This window comes from Chryseobacterium sp. GVT01B, assembly GCF_019970045.1.
GTDB lineage: Bacteria > Bacteroidota > Bacteroidia > Flavobacteriales > Weeksellaceae > Chryseobacterium.
This window is the reverse complement of record NZ_JAHXYI010000007.1, coordinates 277,464-293,632: the sequence shown is the minus strand read 5'-3', so window position 1 is coordinate 293,632 and position 16,169 is coordinate 277,464. Positions and strand designations below refer to the sequence as shown.

The 16,169-nt window shown below is 36.4% G+C and carries 16 protein-coding genes; 15 read left to right on the top strand and 1 reads right to left on the bottom strand.

Annotated features, from left to right (window positions below):
* Positions 1-31 precede the first annotated feature (31 nt).
* Positions 32-967 carry a sulfate/molybdate ABC transporter ATP-binding protein gene (locus tag LC457_RS18600; RefSeq protein ID WP_223601199.1) on the top strand — a complete coding sequence of 312 codons (936 nt, stop codon included), beginning with the start codon at positions 32-34 and terminating at the stop codon, positions 965-967.
* 306 nt (positions 968-1,273) lie between these two features.
* Here the strand turns inward: LC457_RS18600 and LC457_RS18595 are convergent, their stop codons facing one another.
* Positions 1,274-1,618: a zinc ribbon domain-containing protein YjdM gene (locus LC457_RS18595; protein WP_223601198.1), complete on the bottom strand. Its 345-nt coding sequence runs from the start codon at positions 1,616-1,618 to the stop codon at positions 1,274-1,276.
* 606 nt (positions 1,619-2,224) lie between these two features.
* Here LC457_RS18595 and LC457_RS18590 point away from each other — a divergent pair.
* The 14 genes from LC457_RS18590 (at position 2,225) to LC457_RS18525 (ending at position 16,159) form a co-directional block, all read left to right on the top strand.
* On the top strand, positions 2,225-3,430 hold the full coding sequence (locus LC457_RS18590) for an RsmB/NOP family class I SAM-dependent RNA methyltransferase (RefSeq protein WP_223601197.1): 1,206 nt from the start codon (positions 2,225-2,227) through the stop codon (positions 3,428-3,430).
* Positions 3,431-3,613: 183 nt separating this feature from the next.
* Positions 3,614-5,281, top strand: a complete 1,668-nt coding sequence (locus tag LC457_RS18585) for a GLPGLI family protein (RefSeq protein ID WP_223601196.1) — start codon at positions 3,614-3,616, stop codon at positions 5,279-5,281.
* A gap of 320 nt (positions 5,282-5,601) precedes the next feature.
* A complete protein-coding gene (gene asnB, locus LC457_RS18580; protein ID WP_223601195.1) occupies positions 5,602-7,269 on the top strand; it encodes an asparagine synthase B in 1,668 nt (555 codons plus the stop codon).
* Positions 7,270-7,604: 335 nt separating this feature from the next.
* Entirely contained in the window at positions 7,605-8,417 is an 813-nt protein-coding gene (locus LC457_RS18575) for a hypothetical protein (RefSeq protein WP_142719267.1), read from the top strand.
* A 138-nt stretch (positions 8,418-8,555) separates the two neighbouring features.
* The gene (locus LC457_RS18570; protein ID WP_223601194.1) at positions 8,556-9,959 is read left to right on the top strand and encodes an MFS transporter; all 1,404 of its coding nucleotides are present in this window, start codon (positions 8,556-8,558) and stop codon (positions 9,957-9,959) included.
* A 126-nt stretch (positions 9,960-10,085) separates the two neighbouring features.
* Positions 10,086-10,961, top strand: a complete 876-nt coding sequence (locus tag LC457_RS18565) for a pirin family protein (RefSeq protein WP_223601193.1) — start codon at positions 10,086-10,088, stop codon at positions 10,959-10,961.
* A 153-nt stretch (positions 10,962-11,114) separates the two neighbouring features.
* Positions 11,115-11,426 carry a GNAT family N-acetyltransferase gene (locus LC457_RS18560; protein ID WP_223601192.1) on the top strand — a complete coding sequence of 104 codons (312 nt, stop codon included), beginning with the start codon at positions 11,115-11,117 and terminating at the stop codon, positions 11,424-11,426.
* A gap of 58 nt (positions 11,427-11,484) precedes the next feature.
* A complete protein-coding gene (locus LC457_RS18555; RefSeq protein WP_223601191.1) occupies positions 11,485-12,384 on the top strand; it encodes a pirin family protein in 900 nt (299 codons plus the stop codon).
* 14 nt (positions 12,385-12,398) lie between these two features.
* Entirely contained in the window at positions 12,399-12,938 is a 540-nt protein-coding gene (locus LC457_RS18550) for an NADPH-dependent FMN reductase (protein WP_223601190.1), read from the top strand.
* Positions 12,931-13,509, top strand: coding sequence for a TMEM175 family protein (locus tag LC457_RS18545; RefSeq protein WP_223601189.1), 579 nt, complete (start codon positions 12,931-12,933; stop codon positions 13,507-13,509). The genes LC457_RS18550 and LC457_RS18545 overlap by 8 nt, the downstream gene beginning before the upstream one ends.
* Position 13,510: 1 nt before the next feature.
* Complete coding sequence (locus tag LC457_RS18540; protein ID WP_047373661.1) at positions 13,511-13,729, top strand: (4Fe-4S)-binding protein; 219 nt, start codon at positions 13,511-13,513, stop codon at positions 13,727-13,729.
* Positions 13,729-14,124, top strand: a complete 396-nt coding sequence (locus LC457_RS18535; protein ID WP_223601188.1) for an OsmC family protein — start codon at positions 13,729-13,731, stop codon at positions 14,122-14,124. Before LC457_RS18540 ends, LC457_RS18535 begins: the two co-directional genes overlap by 1 nt.
* A gap of 1 nt (position 14,125) precedes the next feature.
* Complete coding sequence (locus LC457_RS18530) at positions 14,126-14,413, top strand: GNAT family N-acetyltransferase (RefSeq protein WP_213278212.1); 288 nt, start codon at positions 14,126-14,128, stop codon at positions 14,411-14,413.
* Positions 14,414-14,599: 186 nt separating this feature from the next.
* Positions 14,600-16,159, top strand: coding sequence for a sodium:solute symporter (locus LC457_RS18525; protein WP_223601187.1), 1,560 nt, complete (start codon positions 14,600-14,602; stop codon positions 16,157-16,159).
* Positions 16,160-16,169: the final 10 nt, after the last annotated feature.

The window sequence follows — 16,169 nt, the reverse complement described above, 5'->3', positions numbered from 1 at the left end:
TATGTTTTCATAAAAACCTTACATTTGTAATATGCTATTAGAAATAAACAATTTATTTTTCTCTCACACCAAAGAAAATCCCCTGTTTCAGAACCTTAACCTAAGGTTTGATGAAAACAGAATTATAGCTCTTGCCGGAGAAAGCGGATGCGGAAAATCTACGCTTCTCAACCTTATTTATGGACTTCTCGATTGGGAAAGCGGAGAAATTATTTTTAACGGAACCCGACTTTTAGGACCGAAAGGAAATCTTGTTCCCGGAGAACCGGAAATGAAATTTGTAGCACAGAATTTTGACCTTATGCCTTATGCTACAGTGGCAGAAAATGTAGGAAAGTTTATTTCAAATATCAATTTAAAACAAAAAAAAGAAACTGTAACAGAGATTCTTGAAGTAGTAGGGTTGCAGGAATTTGCCAATGTACTTCCCAAATATTTAAGTGGTGGACAGCAGCAAAGAGTGGCCATTGCCCGCGCATTGTCTGTACTTCCGAAACTTCTGATTTTGGATGAACCTTTCAGTAATCTGGATTTCCCGAGAAAAATTGAACTCAGAGAAAGGCTTTTCAAATACGTAAAACAACATGGAGTTTCTTTAATCATCTCTACTCATGAGCTTCAGGATATTATGCCATGGCTGGATCAGATCATCATTTTACAGGACGGAAGACTGATTCAGAATGACAGTCCGGAAGAAACTTACAGACACCCTTACAACTCTTATGTTGCGAAACTATTCGGGGAAGTAAATATTTTCAGCGAAACCGAGGCTGAAGATTTCCAGCTTTCAAAATTCTCCTACTATCCTAAAGAAATCAAAATCACGGAAAGCGGTCTCGAAGCCGAAGTCCTTGAAAGCAGATTTGCAGGAAACTATTATTGGAATAAAATTAAAGCAAGGAATAAAGAACTAGTGGTTTATACGGATGAAAAACTAGAAGGATTGATCAGTATTTCTTTTATGTAAAGTAAAAGGATAAGATTGTCAATTTGTTTATGAGCCTGACTCTCTTTTAATAATTTACTTTTTCGCTATCCATCACATAACATCTACATTTACTTACACTTACCCATTAAAAAAAATACAAACATAAGAATCTGTTATAAAACTTTTTCTTACATTTGTACCTCCAAAGCATAAGGAAATTTTTGGTTATTTCTCTTTCTGCCTTCCAGACGGACATTAGCAATCTTGCAATTAAGTCTTATGAAAGATTACACTGTCCAATTTTTTCCTTTTCTTATTTTTAGGGCATAAGAAAACATTACTTTCTTACGCTTTCTTTACAAATTCAGATTTAAGAGCCATAGCTCCGAAACCATCAATCTTACAGTCAATATTATGATCACTTCCTGGTCTTAAACGGATATTTTTCACTTTCGTTCCTGCTTTTACCGGTTTTGGCGCTCCTTTTACAGGAAGATCTTTTACTACGACTACAGAATCTCCATCCTGAAGTTCGTTTCCGTTTGAATCCAATATTTTTCCTTCGTTAGCAGCTTCAGAAGCCACTTCTGCGGGGTCCCATTCGTAGAAACACTGAGAACATACCATCATATTATCGCTCGGATAGGTAAACTCGGAGCTGCATTTCGGACAAAGTACTGTATCACTCATATTTTTAATTTTTGCAAAGGTAGAGCTTTTTAGAGGTTGAAGTCAAGAGATAAAGATCAGTATAGTAGATGATAAGCATATATTAATTTTACACAACCCTGTGAATTAATACGAATTAAATAAACTTGCTGCAAAGAAAATAAAGTATAATAATGAACAGTGTATATTTTGTTAACAAATATTTCTCATTAGGCAAAAACACAGGTATATTTGTCTTAAAGTGAAAGGCTATTGTCAACAAATAAAAATTATAAATATTCGGAAAATCTTTACAAATTCAGCATTAAAATGTATTTCTACCACTTAAAAAATCAATAAAAAGATTGACCATTCACTACTGAATCTCAGATTGTCAATAGTCAATTTTTGCTTTGCAAAGTGAATGGTGAATGCACCACCTTCCATTAGAAAACTGATCTGTACAATATATAATTAGTCATAACCTCTCAACCGGAAACCCAAACCCCAAAATTCACAGGCGAAGTGGATTCACTATTCATCATCCACGATCCCCTTCACTTCTCCTATTCTCAAACTCTCCCACCCAAATCTTCAACTCTCAATTAAAAGTCGTATTTTTGCAGATTCAAACAGCGAAGCAAATTTATGGAACTTATTCACAGAAACTTGGCCATCGGAATTCACGATGCCCTACAGGAGACATTTTTTGAAAAAAACAAATATGCCGATAAGGTTATTGAAAGACTTCTGAAAGCAAACAGAAAATGGGGAAGCCAGGACAGGGCCGTTGTTTCTGAGATTTTCTACAATATTATCCGTTGGAAAAAACGTCTTGAATATTATATGGGGGAAGGTGTAAAGCCCAATAATATTTACAAGCTTATCATCGCCTACCTACTTTGGAGTAAGACCAATTATAAAAAATTTGAAGAATTTGACGGAATCAAAATTGCCGACATTCTTACAAAACTTAAAAAGAATACAGTTCCTACAAAAGCGATAGAACATTCTATTCCTGAATGGCTTGCCGAAACTCTTGAAAAAGAACTTGGACCCAAATGGGAAAGAGAAATGGCTGCGTTGAATGAGCAGGCACCTACTGTTTTAAGAGCAAACTCTTTAAGAACAACAACAAGAGAACTTATTTCTGACCTTTCTGATGAAGGTGTTGTTTCTTTCCCTATTAAAAATTATCCTGATGCTGTTCAGTTGGAAGAAAAGAAAAACGTTTTTCTTACCACAGCTTTCAAAGAAGGATTATTTGAAGTTCAGGATGCTTCTTCTCAGAAGATCGGTTATTTCCTTGATGTACAGGAAGGACAAAGAGTGGTAGATGCATGTGCCGGTGCGGGAGGAAAGACACTTCACTTAGCAGCATTAATGAAAAACAAAGGTCAGATTGTTGCCCTGGATATTTTCGAGTGGAAACTTGCCGAATTGAAGCGTCGTGCTAAAAGAGCCGGAGCTCACAATATTGAAACCCGTATGATTGCCGACAATAAAGTAATTAAACGTCTTCATGAAAAAGCTGACAGACTTCTGATTGATGCACCATGTTCCGGTCTTGGAGTTTTAAAAAGAAACCCGGACAGTAAGTGGAAAATTGATCAGGACTTTATTGACAGAATAAAAAAAGAACAGCAGCAAATTCTTCAGGACTATTCTAAAATGCTTAAAAAAGGAGGGAAAATGGTGTACGCTACATGTTCTATCCTTCCTTCTGAAAACAATCTGCAGGTAGATGAATTCATCAAAAACAACCCTGGATTCAAAATGGTTAAGGATGAAAAAGTAATGCCTAGCGAAGGTTATGACGGATTCTACATGGCTTTGATTGAGAGAATTTCTTAATCTAAACCAATAAACAATACATAAAACTACTCTATTTTCTGGAGTAGTTTTTTTTATTAAAAAAATTTTCTAAAAAAATGTAACATTTTTTGTAACATTTAAAGCATATTGTCTACTAACTGTATAGATTAAACCGTTTCGATGCTGGAAATTTTAGAATAACTTTACAGCAAACTCATTTTTATGCATACAAGAACTGTTTTCAATTTCCTGGCCATTTTCTTATACTGTCTGTTTTCTGCACAGACCTATGAAATTCAGTATATCAGCTCATATAACGGAAAAACTACTGCTGACCAGCCCTCCACTATCGTTTGGGTTAATGAGAAAGAAAATTTCATCCTCAACAGTACAATCAAAGAACAAAAAAGCAGCTTCCCTTATGAAATCACTAAGGTAGAAAAGCCATCAAATACTATTGTTTCATACGCTTTTTTAAAACCTGAATCCATAATTTCAACATCAGATGCTGAGTCTGTAGGAAAACAGGATTTTGAACTTACCAATGAAACTAAAAAGATTTTAGGATACAACTGTAAAAAAGCGGTTACCAAAGTCAATTCAAATACTATTGAAATCTGGTATACAAATGATTTAAAGCTAAAAGGCGGACCTTCAGTTTTGGGACAGAATTTAGGTCTGGTTCTGGAAGTGGAGAGAAATAAAAATTCTTTAATTACAGCCAGCTCGATCAAAAAAATAAAAAATACCGGAATTGAAAATATTGTAAAAGGAAACATACAGACAACAGATCAGCTAGGATACAAAGATTTACTCTGGAAAAGCAGATTTACCACTCTGAATGTTTTTGAAAATGAAACGATCAACTTTTCGGATGCTTCTAAATCAGATGATAAGATAAAAAGATATGCCAACGGTACAATCATTCTTAAAAAGATAAAATTCCCGGCTATTACAGAAGGTGAAAATATTTTTGTAGAACTGAAACAGCAATCGAACGGTGATGCCTATGACAGAACCGGAACCGTATTTTTTATTCCTCAGGATAAAGAAAAATCCTTTTTTGATGGGTTGGAAAAAGGAGCAAAAACACTTCCCGTCTACGAAAATGGAAACGGAAAGCAGTATTATGGGATAACAACTACAGACAACTATAGCCCTGCAATGGAAATGATGAGATTTTTTACCGCTTTTGGCATCCAGAAGTTCAATCATATTCAGCTTAAAGGAAAAGACTGGCAGACCATCAGCCCTTACCGACAGGATATTACAGAACTGAAACCTGCATTATCCGGAAAAGAACTTTGGGTGGGTACATTTATCGGCAACTATGACAAAGGAGGACATCAGGTGAGTCTTGATATCACCATTCACAAAAGCGATCAGGCAATTAATAAAAACAATACAGCGATACCATTATTCAATACTTTAAATATTATGGAAATGGCCGGACAGGATTATTCTACGATGTTCAATCAGGACAAAGGACTGCTTGTTAATTTCACTTTAAATAAAGATTTGAAAAATGCTCAGCTAAGATATACAACAACCGGACATGGAGGTTGGGAAAACGGCGATGAATTTGTTCCTAAAGCCAATTCTATCTTCGTTGATGGAAATCAAATATTTTCATTCGTGCCATGGAGAACCGACTGTGGTTCGTACCGTTTGTACAATCCTGCATCAGGAAATTTCCAGGACGGTCTTTCGTCATCAGACCTCAGCAGATCAAACTGGTGCCCGGGAACGGTTACCAATCCTAACTTCATTCCTCTTGGAGATTTGAAAGCAGGCAAACATACGATTCAGGTAAAAATTCCGCAGGGAGCTTCTGAAGGCACAAGTTTCAGCTCATGGAATGTTTCGGGAACGTTACTGGGAGTACAATAAAAACAAAACCTTCTTGCATGAGAATTGCAAGAAGGTAAAAACACAAATGATGAAAAAAAATTATTTCGAGCCACAAAGTAAGGGTTAAAATTCATATAATTAATTACCATAGATTAATAAATATGTCATTTTTATTTTGTATGGAAATATCACAAATTTTAGCCTGACGAAAAAAATCAATCAAAAACACGTCAAATCGAACAAATAGTTAATATTTTTAACTTTAAAATATTAATTGATTAAAAATATTCCGTTTCAAGTATTTTTTATTGTTATTTATAAACATCACCTTTACTTTTGTTTCATAAATAATAGAAATTATGTGTGGAATTGTATGTTTATTTGATGCCAAACAGAAAACTGAAGTATTAAGACCTCAGGTTTTGGAAATGTCAAAAAAAATCCGTCACAGAGGACCGGATTGGAGCGGAGTTTTTCAGGATGAAAAAGTAATTTTCTCTCACGAAAGACTTGCTATTGTAGATCCTACCTCTGGAAAACAACCTTTATTTACAAAAGACGGAAAAGTAGTATTAGCTGTGAACGGCGAAATCTACAACCATAGAGAATTAAAAGAAGAATTTCCTGATTATGAGTTTCAAACTCAGTCTGACTGCGAGGTTATTCTTGCTCTTTACAGAAAATATGGAAAGAATTTCGTTGAAAAACTGAACGGAATTTTTGCCTTCGCATTATACGACACTGAAAATGATGTCTATCTTATTGCCCGTGACCATATGGGAATCTGCCCTCTTTATCAAGGCTGGGACAAAAACGGAAACTATTATGTAGCTTCCGAATTAAAAGCCCTTGAAGGAGTATGCAAGAAAATTGAAACTTTCTTACCTGGACATTTCGTTTACAGTTCTGACGGCACAGAGCTTCAGCAATGGTATACAAGAGACTGGGACAGCTTTGATCATGTAAAAGAAAACGAAACAAATATCGCAAAATTGAGAAAAGGTCTTGAAGATGCTGTTCACAGACAACTGATGAGTGATGTTCCTTATGGAGTACTTCTTTCCGGAGGTTTGGATTCCTCGGTAATTTCAGCAATTACTGCAAAATTTGCCCGCCAGAGAATTGAAAGCGGAGATACACAGGAAGCATGGTATCCAAGACTTCACAGTTTTGCCGTAGGACTTGTAGGTTCTCCTGATCTGGCTGCTGCACAAACTGCTGCAAAGCATATCGGATCTGTTCACCATGAAGTTAACTTTACCGTACAGGAAGGGCTGGATGCTGTACGAGATGTCATTTACCATCTGGAAACGTATGATGTAACAACAATCAGAGCCTCCACCCCAATGTATCTGCTGGCAAGAGTAATCAAGTCTATGGGGATAAAAATGGTACTTTCAGGAGAAGGTTCGGATGAATTATTCGGTGGATATTTATATTTCCATAAAGCTCCCAACGCAAGGGAATTCCATGATGAAACAGTAAGAAAACTGGGTAAACTTCACCTGTATGACTGCTTAAGAGCCAACAAGGCGCTAATGAGCTGGGGAATTGAAGGAAGAGTTCCTTTCCTTGACAAAGAATTTATGGATATTGCTATGACTCTTAACCCAAAAGATAAAATGATCAATACCGCTGAAGGAAAAATCGAAAAATGGGTATTGAGAAAAGCCTTTGAAGACATTCTTCCTGATTCTATTGTATGGAGACAGAAAGAACAGTTCTCGGATGGTGTTGGTTATTCATGGATCGATACTTTGAAAGAGGTTGCTGAAAAAGAAGTAACGGATGAAATGATGGCAAACGCGAGATTCAGATTTCCGCTAAATACTCCTCAGAACAAAGAAGAATACAGATACAGAACTATTTTTGAAGAACATTTCCCAAGTGAAACGGCAGCAGCTACTGTCCCTTCTGTTCCATCTGTTGCATGCTCCACTCCTATCGCCTTAGAATGGGATGAAGCCTTCAAAAAAATGAATGATCCGAGCGGAAGAGCGGTAAAAGTGCACGAGACTTCGTACTAGAGGGGTTGATTAGTGAATAGTCAATGGTCAATCCGCTGAGCTTGTGAATTTGTGGCGTGGTTCGGGTTGCGAGATTCGAGATTAAAAACCATCAATACGAAAGTGTTTTCTAATCTACAGTTAATCATTCACTTTGCGAAGCAAAAATTGACTATTGATATTTAATGTCATCACCTTAAACACCTAACTTCCTCAGTTATAATTTATCAATCCTGTAGCAATACAGGATTTTCTTTTGAATTAACAATAACAATATGGCATAATTTAACTGACAATCCAAAATAATATCTAATAAATAATTATATTTGGAAAACGAAAATATCAATTATAAAAAAATGAGAAGAAACCTAACTGTTTTATTTGCCTTATTAGCCATAAGTTTCGCTTTTGGACAAGGAAAATATGGCAAATATCTGAATTCAAAGAAGCTTGCTTTGGCTTATAAGAGTGTAAAAGATCAGGATAAAGATGATTATTACCAACAATTCTACTGGCTTGTAAAAGCGGAGCAGCTAAAAACGTATCCTCACCTTAAAGATATAAAACCTGTTGTTTTATATGAATTTGTAAAATATGTAAATCCTCAGAATCCAACAAAAAAACTGGATGCCAGAGGTAAAGAACTCAGAGCAACTGCAGAATTATCTTTAAATCAATATTTTAAAAATAAGAAATTTGAAAACAATTCTGTTTTAATGTATAACCTTGAAACCTATGTAGATCCTTCAAAAGGGCAATACTACACAAAGGTTGATCCTGAAAAAATCAAGGAACTTGTACCGAAAGAATTATTTGCTTTCAACTCATTCAACAGAAATATAGGAGAAGAAAAGACATATTATCTTTGGATTGATAAGAAAAAAGACGATTTGAATATTGTAGATATCATTCCTAGCGAAAAAGAAGACAAAGCTTTCTACGCAAGACTGAAACAATATCTTCCAAGCTATAAGTTTTCAAAATATGTTCCTACTGTAAAAAAAGGAAACAAGTCTGATAAGACAGATATTGAATATTATTACATCATGCCGTTTGAGCAGAATACCGATAACATCGAATACAAAACAAAGGATTTCAAAACGTTCACTTTAAGCCAGTACAGAAAAGCCGGTGATGAATGGAAAGGAGTAGAAAAACCTAGAAAATAAATCAAAAAGTCCTGTGAAATTTCACAGGACTTTTTTAATTTTATATGGATTTCTTTATCTAAGAATCAAACCGCTTAAAGAAGGCGGCTCTTCACATAAAACAAGTCTGGACATTTTTCACGTTCCAGCCTATACAAAATGACAGAAGCAAACACACAACAGACGTCCATAAAGAAAATACTTCCCTTAATTCTGGCCACGGCTATTTTTATGCAAATGCTGGATTCAACCATTTTGAATACTTCCCTGCCTTCTATCGCAAAAGATCTGAACGAGTCTCCACTTAATATGCAGAACGCCATTATCAGTTATGTTCTGACACTAGCTGTTTTCATGCCTGCCAGCGGATTTTTGGCAGACCGGTTCGGAACCAAAAAAGTATTTATTTTTTCATTGGTATTGTTCAGCTTAGGTTCCCTGTTTTGTTCTTTATCTCAGAATCTTACTCATTTGGTTATTTCAAGGGTTATCCAGGGAGTCGGAGGGAGTTTAATGACTCCTGTCGGGAAACTGGCACTCATCAAAACGTTTGATAAAAGTGAACTGCTTAAAGCGATGAACTTTGCCATTATCCCTGCCCTTATTGGTCCTGTACTCGGTCCGTTAGTCGGGGGTTATATGGTAGATTACCTTTCATGGCACTGGATATTTCTCATTAACATTCCGATCGGTCTTTTAGGGATTCTTTTAGGATTAAAATTCATGCCCAATTATAAGTCGGATGATGTTGATTTTGATTTAAAAGGGTTCTTAATATTTGCAGCAGCCTCTCTACTGCTTTCGGTTTCACTGGAACTTTTTGGAGACATGCAGAATATCACCCCTGTTTTGCTTGTATTCATTATGGGCTTTTTGTTTCTGTATTATTATTACAAACATGCAAAAAGAGGAGGAAATCCAATCTTTCCGTTAAACCTATTTCAGGTGAGAACATTCCGGGTAGGTATTGTAGGAAACCTGGCCACCAGATTAGGAATCAGTTCTGTTCCGTTATTGCTTCCCCTGATGATTCAGATTGCGTATAAACAATCAGCTGTAACTTCGGGCTGGATCATTGCTCCTATGGCTTTAACAGCTATCTTCGGAAAATCATCTGTGATTAAAATTCTGGATAAATACGGCTATCGTCAGACTTTAATGGTGAATACGTTCATCATCGGAACACTCATCTGTCTTCTTGCCATACCTGACATACACACTTCTTTATATTGGTTTGTTCCCATTATTGCAGTATTAGGATTTTTCAACTCTATTCAGTTCACTTCCATGAATACTATTTCTATTGCAGATCTTCGTAACTTTCAGACCAGCAGCGGGAATTCTTTGATTTCGGTGAATCAACAGCTCGCTATCGGTTTCGGAATTGCATTTGGATTGATTGTTTTAAAACTGTTTGAAAATACAGATCTGATTAATGGTGAAATCCACAATGCCTTTCGACTTACATTTCTTACGGTAGGAATATTAACGATTTTATCAGGATTTGTTTTCAGAAGACTGCACATTTCGGATGGAAAGAACATGAAATCAAAGGAAGAGTAAAGAATAAAACTTTAAAGGGCCGATTTAATCTTTCATTTTGCCATTCTACCCTTCCTACGAACTTAACACAGATCAATGCTTTTCGCACATAACTATGGTAATTTTGTTTACATAATCAACAATGTAATGGCAACTAAACAAATAGAAATCGTAGTATCTCCAAGACCTGCACACTTTGTAGGCGATGGATTCAGGGTTCACAATTTTATTCCGGGAGTATCCGGTTTAGATATGAAAAGAATGGATCCGTTTATTATGCTTGATTACAATTCAAAATTTCATTTCAATGGTTCCGACAGACCAAGAGGTGTAGGAGTTCATCCGCACAGAGGTTTTGAAACAGTAACGATAGCATATAGCGGAAAAGTAGAGCACCATGACAGCGCTGGCGGCGGCGGTGTTATAGGAGAAGGTGACGTTCAATGGATGACCGCTGCAAAAGGAGTTCTTCATAAAGAGTACCATGAAACAGCATGGGCAAAAGAAGGAGGAATTTTTCAGATGGTTCAGCTTTGGGTAAATCTTCCAGCAAAGGATAAAATGAGCTGCCCGAAATACCAGGCTATTGAAAACTCTACAATGGAAAGAGTAGATCTGGGTGAAAATGGTTTTGTGGAAGTAATTGCCGGCGAATATGACGGTCATAAAGGTCCTGCAAGCACTTTCACTCCGGTTCATATGATGAATGCCAAACTTAAAGCAGGTGGAAAAGCCGATTTTAATTTTCCGGCTCATTTCAATACCGCAGCTTTGGTTATCGAAGGTAGCATTATCGTCAATGGTGAAGAAACAGTGAAAACGGATCATCTTGCATTATTTAAAAATGAAGGAGAAACTTTCACTATTGAAGCAAAAGAAGATGCTATTGTTTTAATCATCAGTGGTGAACCGATTAACGAACCGATCTATCCACACGGCCCTTTTGTAATGAATTCCAGAGAGGAAATAATGCAGGCTTTTGAGGATTTCAACACCGGAAAGTTCGGATACCTTGAAGATTAAAAGAATTAAATTTATCTTAATCTTAGATAATTCCTTTTTTATTAACTTTATATAATGGCAAACCTTGTAGGTTTTGAAACCTATAAGGTTTAGCTATTTTACAACTGAGTTCTGTTTATTTTATTGGAAAACAGACTCTTTTAATACAAAATTATGAAACCAGAATTTGAAAATATACCTCTTGTAAAAGCGGAAAAAAGATTTGAAATAGAATTCAACGAACATTATGCATTCATTGATTATCGTGAGACAACGCACCAGATCGCTTTGGTACATACTGAAGCAGACCCTGAATTGGCAGGAACAGGTGCCGCGGCTGCCGTAGTAGAAAAAACGCTGAATTATATTGAAGAAAGCGGAAAAAAGCTTCTTCCCTTCTGTCCTTTCGTTTTCGCTTTTATTAAGAAACATCCAGAATGGAAACGTATCGTGGATGAGAAATTTGAAGGATATGACAAACTTTAAATTTCCTGTAAAGCCACTCAATTTATTTAATTAACATTTTAAAAAGTATCACATCATCATGTCAAATATTGGACTTATCATTGAAGAAAAAGCAGCAGATATCGGAAATTTTCTGGTAGGAAGACTTCTTCCTTTCCGTGAAAAAAGAGCTGTTGGACCTTTCGTATTTATAGATCATATGGGCCCTTCGGAATTAAAGGATTATCAGAATCTTGATGTTCCCCCTCATCCGCATATCGGATTATCTACATTAACGTATCTGCTGGAAGGTTCTATTTTCCACAGAGACAGTATTGGAAGTGCTCTTGAAATAAAACCGGGTGCTGTTAACTGGATGACTGCCGGAAAAGGAGTTGTACATTCAGAAAGAACTCCTGAATATTTAAGACACACAGATAAAAAACTTCACGGATTCCAGATCTGGGTAGGGCTTCCGAAGCATCTTGAACAGTCTGAACCAACTTTTAATCATATTGAAGCTGATGAGATTCCTGTTTGGGAAGAAGATGGTATTCAATATAAACTAATTGCGGGCGAAGCATTTGGCAGAACATCTCCGGTTCCTGTACACAGCAAGTTATTTTTCATCGAAATAAAAACAAAAGAAGCTAAGAAAATAAGCATCGGAAAAGATCTTTACGGAGAAGCTGCAATGTATGTTCTGGACGGAACAGTAACTACTGAAGGAAACTCTTATGGTTCAAAACAGCTGATGATCGCTAAAGATACCAGGCTTTGTGAATTTGATATGAGCGAAAACGGAACGGTATATCTTTTCGGCGGAGAGCCATTTGATGAAGAACGCTTTATATTCTGGAATTTCGTTAACTCTGATAAAGAATTAATCGATCAGGCAAAAGTAAACTGGAATGATCAGAATCATGATGCATTTCCTTTGGTTCCGGGCGATGAAAATGAATACGTTCCGCTTCCTAAGGCTATTTTAAACAGAAAATAATTTCAGTTCAAACCATGAAAATATTAGCATTTGCGGGAAGTACATCTTCCACTTCTATCAACAGGGAACTGGTAAAGTTTGTTCTGAAAGATTTTCAGGATGAAGAAATCAATCTGATTGACCTCAACGATTTCACTATGCCTGTTTTTTCTGTGGATCTTGAAAAGAAAGGATTTCCGGATGAAGCCCATGGGTTTTTAAAAGCCATTGAAGAATGTGACGTAATCATTTGCTCTCTGGCAGAACACAACCGTTCTTACAGTTCAGCTTTTAAAAATGTTTTTGACTGGTCTTCCAGAATTAATGTAAAAGTATTTCAGAATAAACCCATGCTTCTGATGAGTACTTCTCCCGGAGGTTACGGCGGAGGAAATGTAATGAATACGGCAAAGACATTTTTCCCACAGTTCGCAGCAGATATCAAGGATACTTTTTCACTGCCAAAGTTTTATGAAAATTTTGACATGGAAAGCGGAGTTATCAATCCGGATATGCTGAAGGATCTCAAGGATAAAATACAAAACTTTAAAAACCAGGTTAAAGCGAATGACTAAAGGAAGACTGGAGGCATTCAGTGATGGTGTCCTGGCTATTATTATCACCATTATGGTACTTGAACTTAAAGTACCTGAGGGAGATAGCTGGGCCAGCCTCAAACCTCTTCTTCCCAAGTTCCTGGCTTATATTTTCAGTTTTATTTATGTAGGAATCTACTGGAACAACCATCATCATTTGTTTCAGACGGTAAAAAAAGTAAATGGCAGCATTCTTTGGGCCAATCTTCACGTTTTGTTCTGGCTTTCATTGATGCCTGTTGCCACGGAATGGATCGGAACTACCGGTTTCGCTAAAAATCCTGTTGCAGTGTATGGTATCGGTCTTATAATGGCGGCAATTGCCTATACCATTCTGGAGCATGTCATTATCCGGTGCGAGGGAGAAGATTCCAAGCTGAAAGAGGCCATTCATTCGAAGTATAAAGAGTATATCTCTATTATTTTTTATGTTCTTGGCATCGCTACTTCATTTTTTTATCCTTATATTGCCATAGGTTTTTATTATCTAGTGGCTCTTATATGGCTGATTCCGGACAGAAGAATCGAAAAATCATTAAAAGAAAATTGATATGGAAACACACGAATATCCCAACGGTAACATTACTGTCATCTGGCAGCCTCAAAAGTGTATCCACTCGGCTGTATGTGTAAAATTGCTTCCCAAAGTCTACAATCCTAAAGAGAGACCTTGGATAAAAGCAGAAAATGCAAGCCCGGAAGAACTTAGAACACAAATAGACCAATGCCCTTCTGGTGCATTAAGTTATAAATTCAATACAGAAAAATAATGGCGGTAACGGTAAAAGCAAGTTTAGGAAAAACAAAATATTATACAGAAGTAACAGCCGGCGAAAATCAGATCATCACCGATGAACCGATTGATAAAGGCGGACAGAATAAAGGTCTTAACCCAATGGAAATTCTGGCAACGTCATTGGCAAGCTGTACAGCTGCTACGCTGAGAATGTACATTGAAAGAAAGGAATGGGATGTAGAAAACATCAATGTGGAAGTAGAGCTTGAAAATTTCCCATTAACAAAAAGAGCTGTTTTCAAAAGGGATATCAGCTTTGAAGGTATTTTGGATGATGAGCAGCTGAAAAGACTACACACTATTGCTGATGCATGCCCTGTTCATAAAATATTAACCAACGACATAGAAATACTAACTAAATTCTCATAATATGATCGAAGTAAAACAAAACAACGACGATAAACACGGAAGTTTTGAAGCTTTCATAGATGGAAGTCGCGCAGGAATGATGACGTATACCTGGGCGGGAGAAGAAAGATTTATTATAGACCACACCGAGGTGGAAGAAGCCTACAACGGAAAAGGTGTAGGTAAGGAAATGCTTCTGGCTGCAGTGGATTTTGCCAGAAAAAATGGAAAAAAGATTATTCCCCTCTGCCCTTTCGCTAAGGCAAGTTTCCAGAAAAGTGAGGAACTTCAGGATGTTTTAGTGAACTAGCCACGGTTTTCCACCCTTATAATACAACCCTTTCAGAGAGAAATCTGGAAGGGTTTTTATTTTTAGCAGAATACAGGCTATAAAAACAAAATAATCGTCACAATTTGTTTTGAAACTAAGAGTATTTCAAATTCACGATTCACGACTGATCTTTTTTATATATTTGCTAAAATTTAAAAATCAAGCATGAATTCAGGAACTATCCTTTTGCTATTTGTTTTCATCTATTTTATCGGCCTTTTGGTGATTTCTTATTTCACCAGCCGGAATTCTGATAACCAGTCATTTTTTATCGGTAATAAAAAGAGTAAATGGTGGCTCGTTGCATTCGGGATGATAGGAACCAGCTTAAGTGGGGTTACTTTTATTTCTGTTCCGGGTACTGTAGGAAAAATGACCGGCTCCGAATATATTTACGGAGGTTTTGAGTACTACATGATGGTGATCGGGTTTTTTATCGGGTATTTTATCGTTGCAGCGATATTGCTTCCGCTTTATTATAAGATGAACCTCACATCTATCTATACATATCTCGGGAAAAGATTCAATGTGGAAGCTCATAAAATAGGTTCCATCTTTTTTATTATTTCAAGGGCAATTGGTGCTACGGCAAGATTATATCTGGTGGTAAACGTTTTACAGATTTTCTTGCTTGAAGGTTTGGGAGTTCCGTTTTGGGTAACTTCTCTTGTTCTCTTGCTGATGGTGCTTCTTTACACTTTTGAAGGCGGTGTAAAGACAATTGTTATTACCGATACACTGCAAACTTCATTTATGATTATCAGCCTTGTAGCATGTATCGTTTACATTTTATCCAACCTGAATTTATCATTTGGAGAAGCATATACTATTCTGGAACAGAAAAACTACACTCATTTCATCAATTTTGATCCTAATTCCAAAACCTTTTTCCTGAAAACAATTTTGGGAGGAATTTTTATTACGATTGCGATGACGGGACTGGATCAGGAAATGATGCAGAAAAATATCTCTGTAGATAATCTTAAGAATTCAAAGAAAAACATGCTGACCTTCGCAGGAACACTTCTTATCGTGAATCTTGCCTTCTTATTCCTGGGAGGATTATTATACCTTTTTGCTCTACAACATGGAGCAGAATATGGAACTATAAACGGTGAAACAGTCACGAATATTTTTGGATTTAAAGACACTGCAGGAAATATTAAGAATATAATGGGAGACGACCTTTTCCCGGCTTTATCGCTTCAAGGATATTTTCCAATGACAATTTCCGTTATTTTCATTATCGGATTGATCTCAGCATTATTCCCTTCTGCAGATGGTGCTTTAACGGCTGTAACAAGTTCGTATTGTGTAGATTTATTAAACCTTAATGAAGATAAAACCAAAACTGAAAAAGAAAAGAAACGTCTTCGTATGAAAGTGCATTTGATCTTTACGGTAGTTTTCTTTATCCTGATCATGGTTTTCAAAGCAATGAATGACAAATCTATTGTTTATCTGATCATGGAAATTGCAGGATATACTTACGGACCGCTTTTGGGGCTTTTTGCTTTTGGAATCTTCACGAAGTTTCAGATCTCAAGAAAGTATTCCATTCTTGTAGTGACTATTTTAGCACCTGTGCTTACCTATCTGATCAACCTTGCTGTAACAACTTATACCGATTACAAAATCGGTGTAGAGCTGATTGTTCTTAACGGATTGCTGACCTTTATTGGCCTATGGCTGGTAAAAAACAAAAACTATTTAAGAGTCGTTTAATTTAATCTTT

What these genes read in the sequence shown, in the direction of transcription:
- LC457_RS18560 (WP_223601192.1), top strand. Translation starts at nt 11,115, where the DNA reads ATGAAACCAGAATTTGAAAATATACCTCTTGTAAAAGCGGAAAAAAGA.
- LC457_RS18590 (WP_223601197.1), top strand. Translation starts at nt 2,225, where the DNA reads ATGGAACTTATTCACAGAAACTTGGCCATCGGAATTCACGATGCCCTA.
- LC457_RS18585 (WP_223601196.1), top strand. Translation starts at nt 3,614, where the DNA reads ATGCATACAAGAACTGTTTTCAATTTCCTGGCCATTTTCTTATACTGT.
- asnB (WP_223601195.1), top strand. Translation starts at nt 5,602, where the DNA reads ATGTGTGGAATTGTATGTTTATTTGATGCCAAACAGAAAACTGAAGTA.
- LC457_RS18530 (WP_213278212.1), top strand. Translation starts at nt 14,126, where the DNA reads ATGATCGAAGTAAAACAAAACAACGACGATAAACACGGAAGTTTTGAA.
- LC457_RS18565 (WP_223601193.1), top strand. Translation starts at nt 10,086, where the DNA reads ATGGCAACTAAACAAATAGAAATCGTAGTATCTCCAAGACCTGCACAC.
- LC457_RS18575 (WP_142719267.1), top strand. Translation starts at nt 7,605, where the DNA reads ATGAGAAGAAACCTAACTGTTTTATTTGCCTTATTAGCCATAAGTTTC.
- LC457_RS18550 (WP_223601190.1), top strand. Translation starts at nt 12,399, where the DNA reads ATGAAAATATTAGCATTTGCGGGAAGTACATCTTCCACTTCTATCAAC.
- LC457_RS18545 (WP_223601189.1), top strand. Translation starts at nt 12,931, where the DNA reads ATGACTAAAGGAAGACTGGAGGCATTCAGTGATGGTGTCCTGGCTATT.
- LC457_RS18600 (WP_223601199.1), top strand. Translation starts at nt 32, where the DNA reads ATGCTATTAGAAATAAACAATTTATTTTTCTCTCACACCAAAGAAAAT.
- LC457_RS18535 (WP_223601188.1), top strand. Translation starts at nt 13,729, where the DNA reads ATGGCGGTAACGGTAAAAGCAAGTTTAGGAAAAACAAAATATTATACA.
- LC457_RS18570 (WP_223601194.1), top strand. Translation starts at nt 8,556, where the DNA reads ATGACAGAAGCAAACACACAACAGACGTCCATAAAGAAAATACTTCCC.
- LC457_RS18555 (WP_223601191.1), top strand. Translation starts at nt 11,485, where the DNA reads ATGTCAAATATTGGACTTATCATTGAAGAAAAAGCAGCAGATATCGGA.
- LC457_RS18540 (WP_047373661.1), top strand. Translation starts at nt 13,511, where the DNA reads ATGGAAACACACGAATATCCCAACGGTAACATTACTGTCATCTGGCAG.
- LC457_RS18525 (WP_223601187.1), top strand. Translation starts at nt 14,600, where the DNA reads ATGAATTCAGGAACTATCCTTTTGCTATTTGTTTTCATCTATTTTATC.
- LC457_RS18595 (WP_223601198.1), bottom strand. Translation starts at nt 1,618, where the DNA reads ATGAGTGATACAGTACTTTGTCCGAAATGCAGCTCCGAGTTTACCTAT.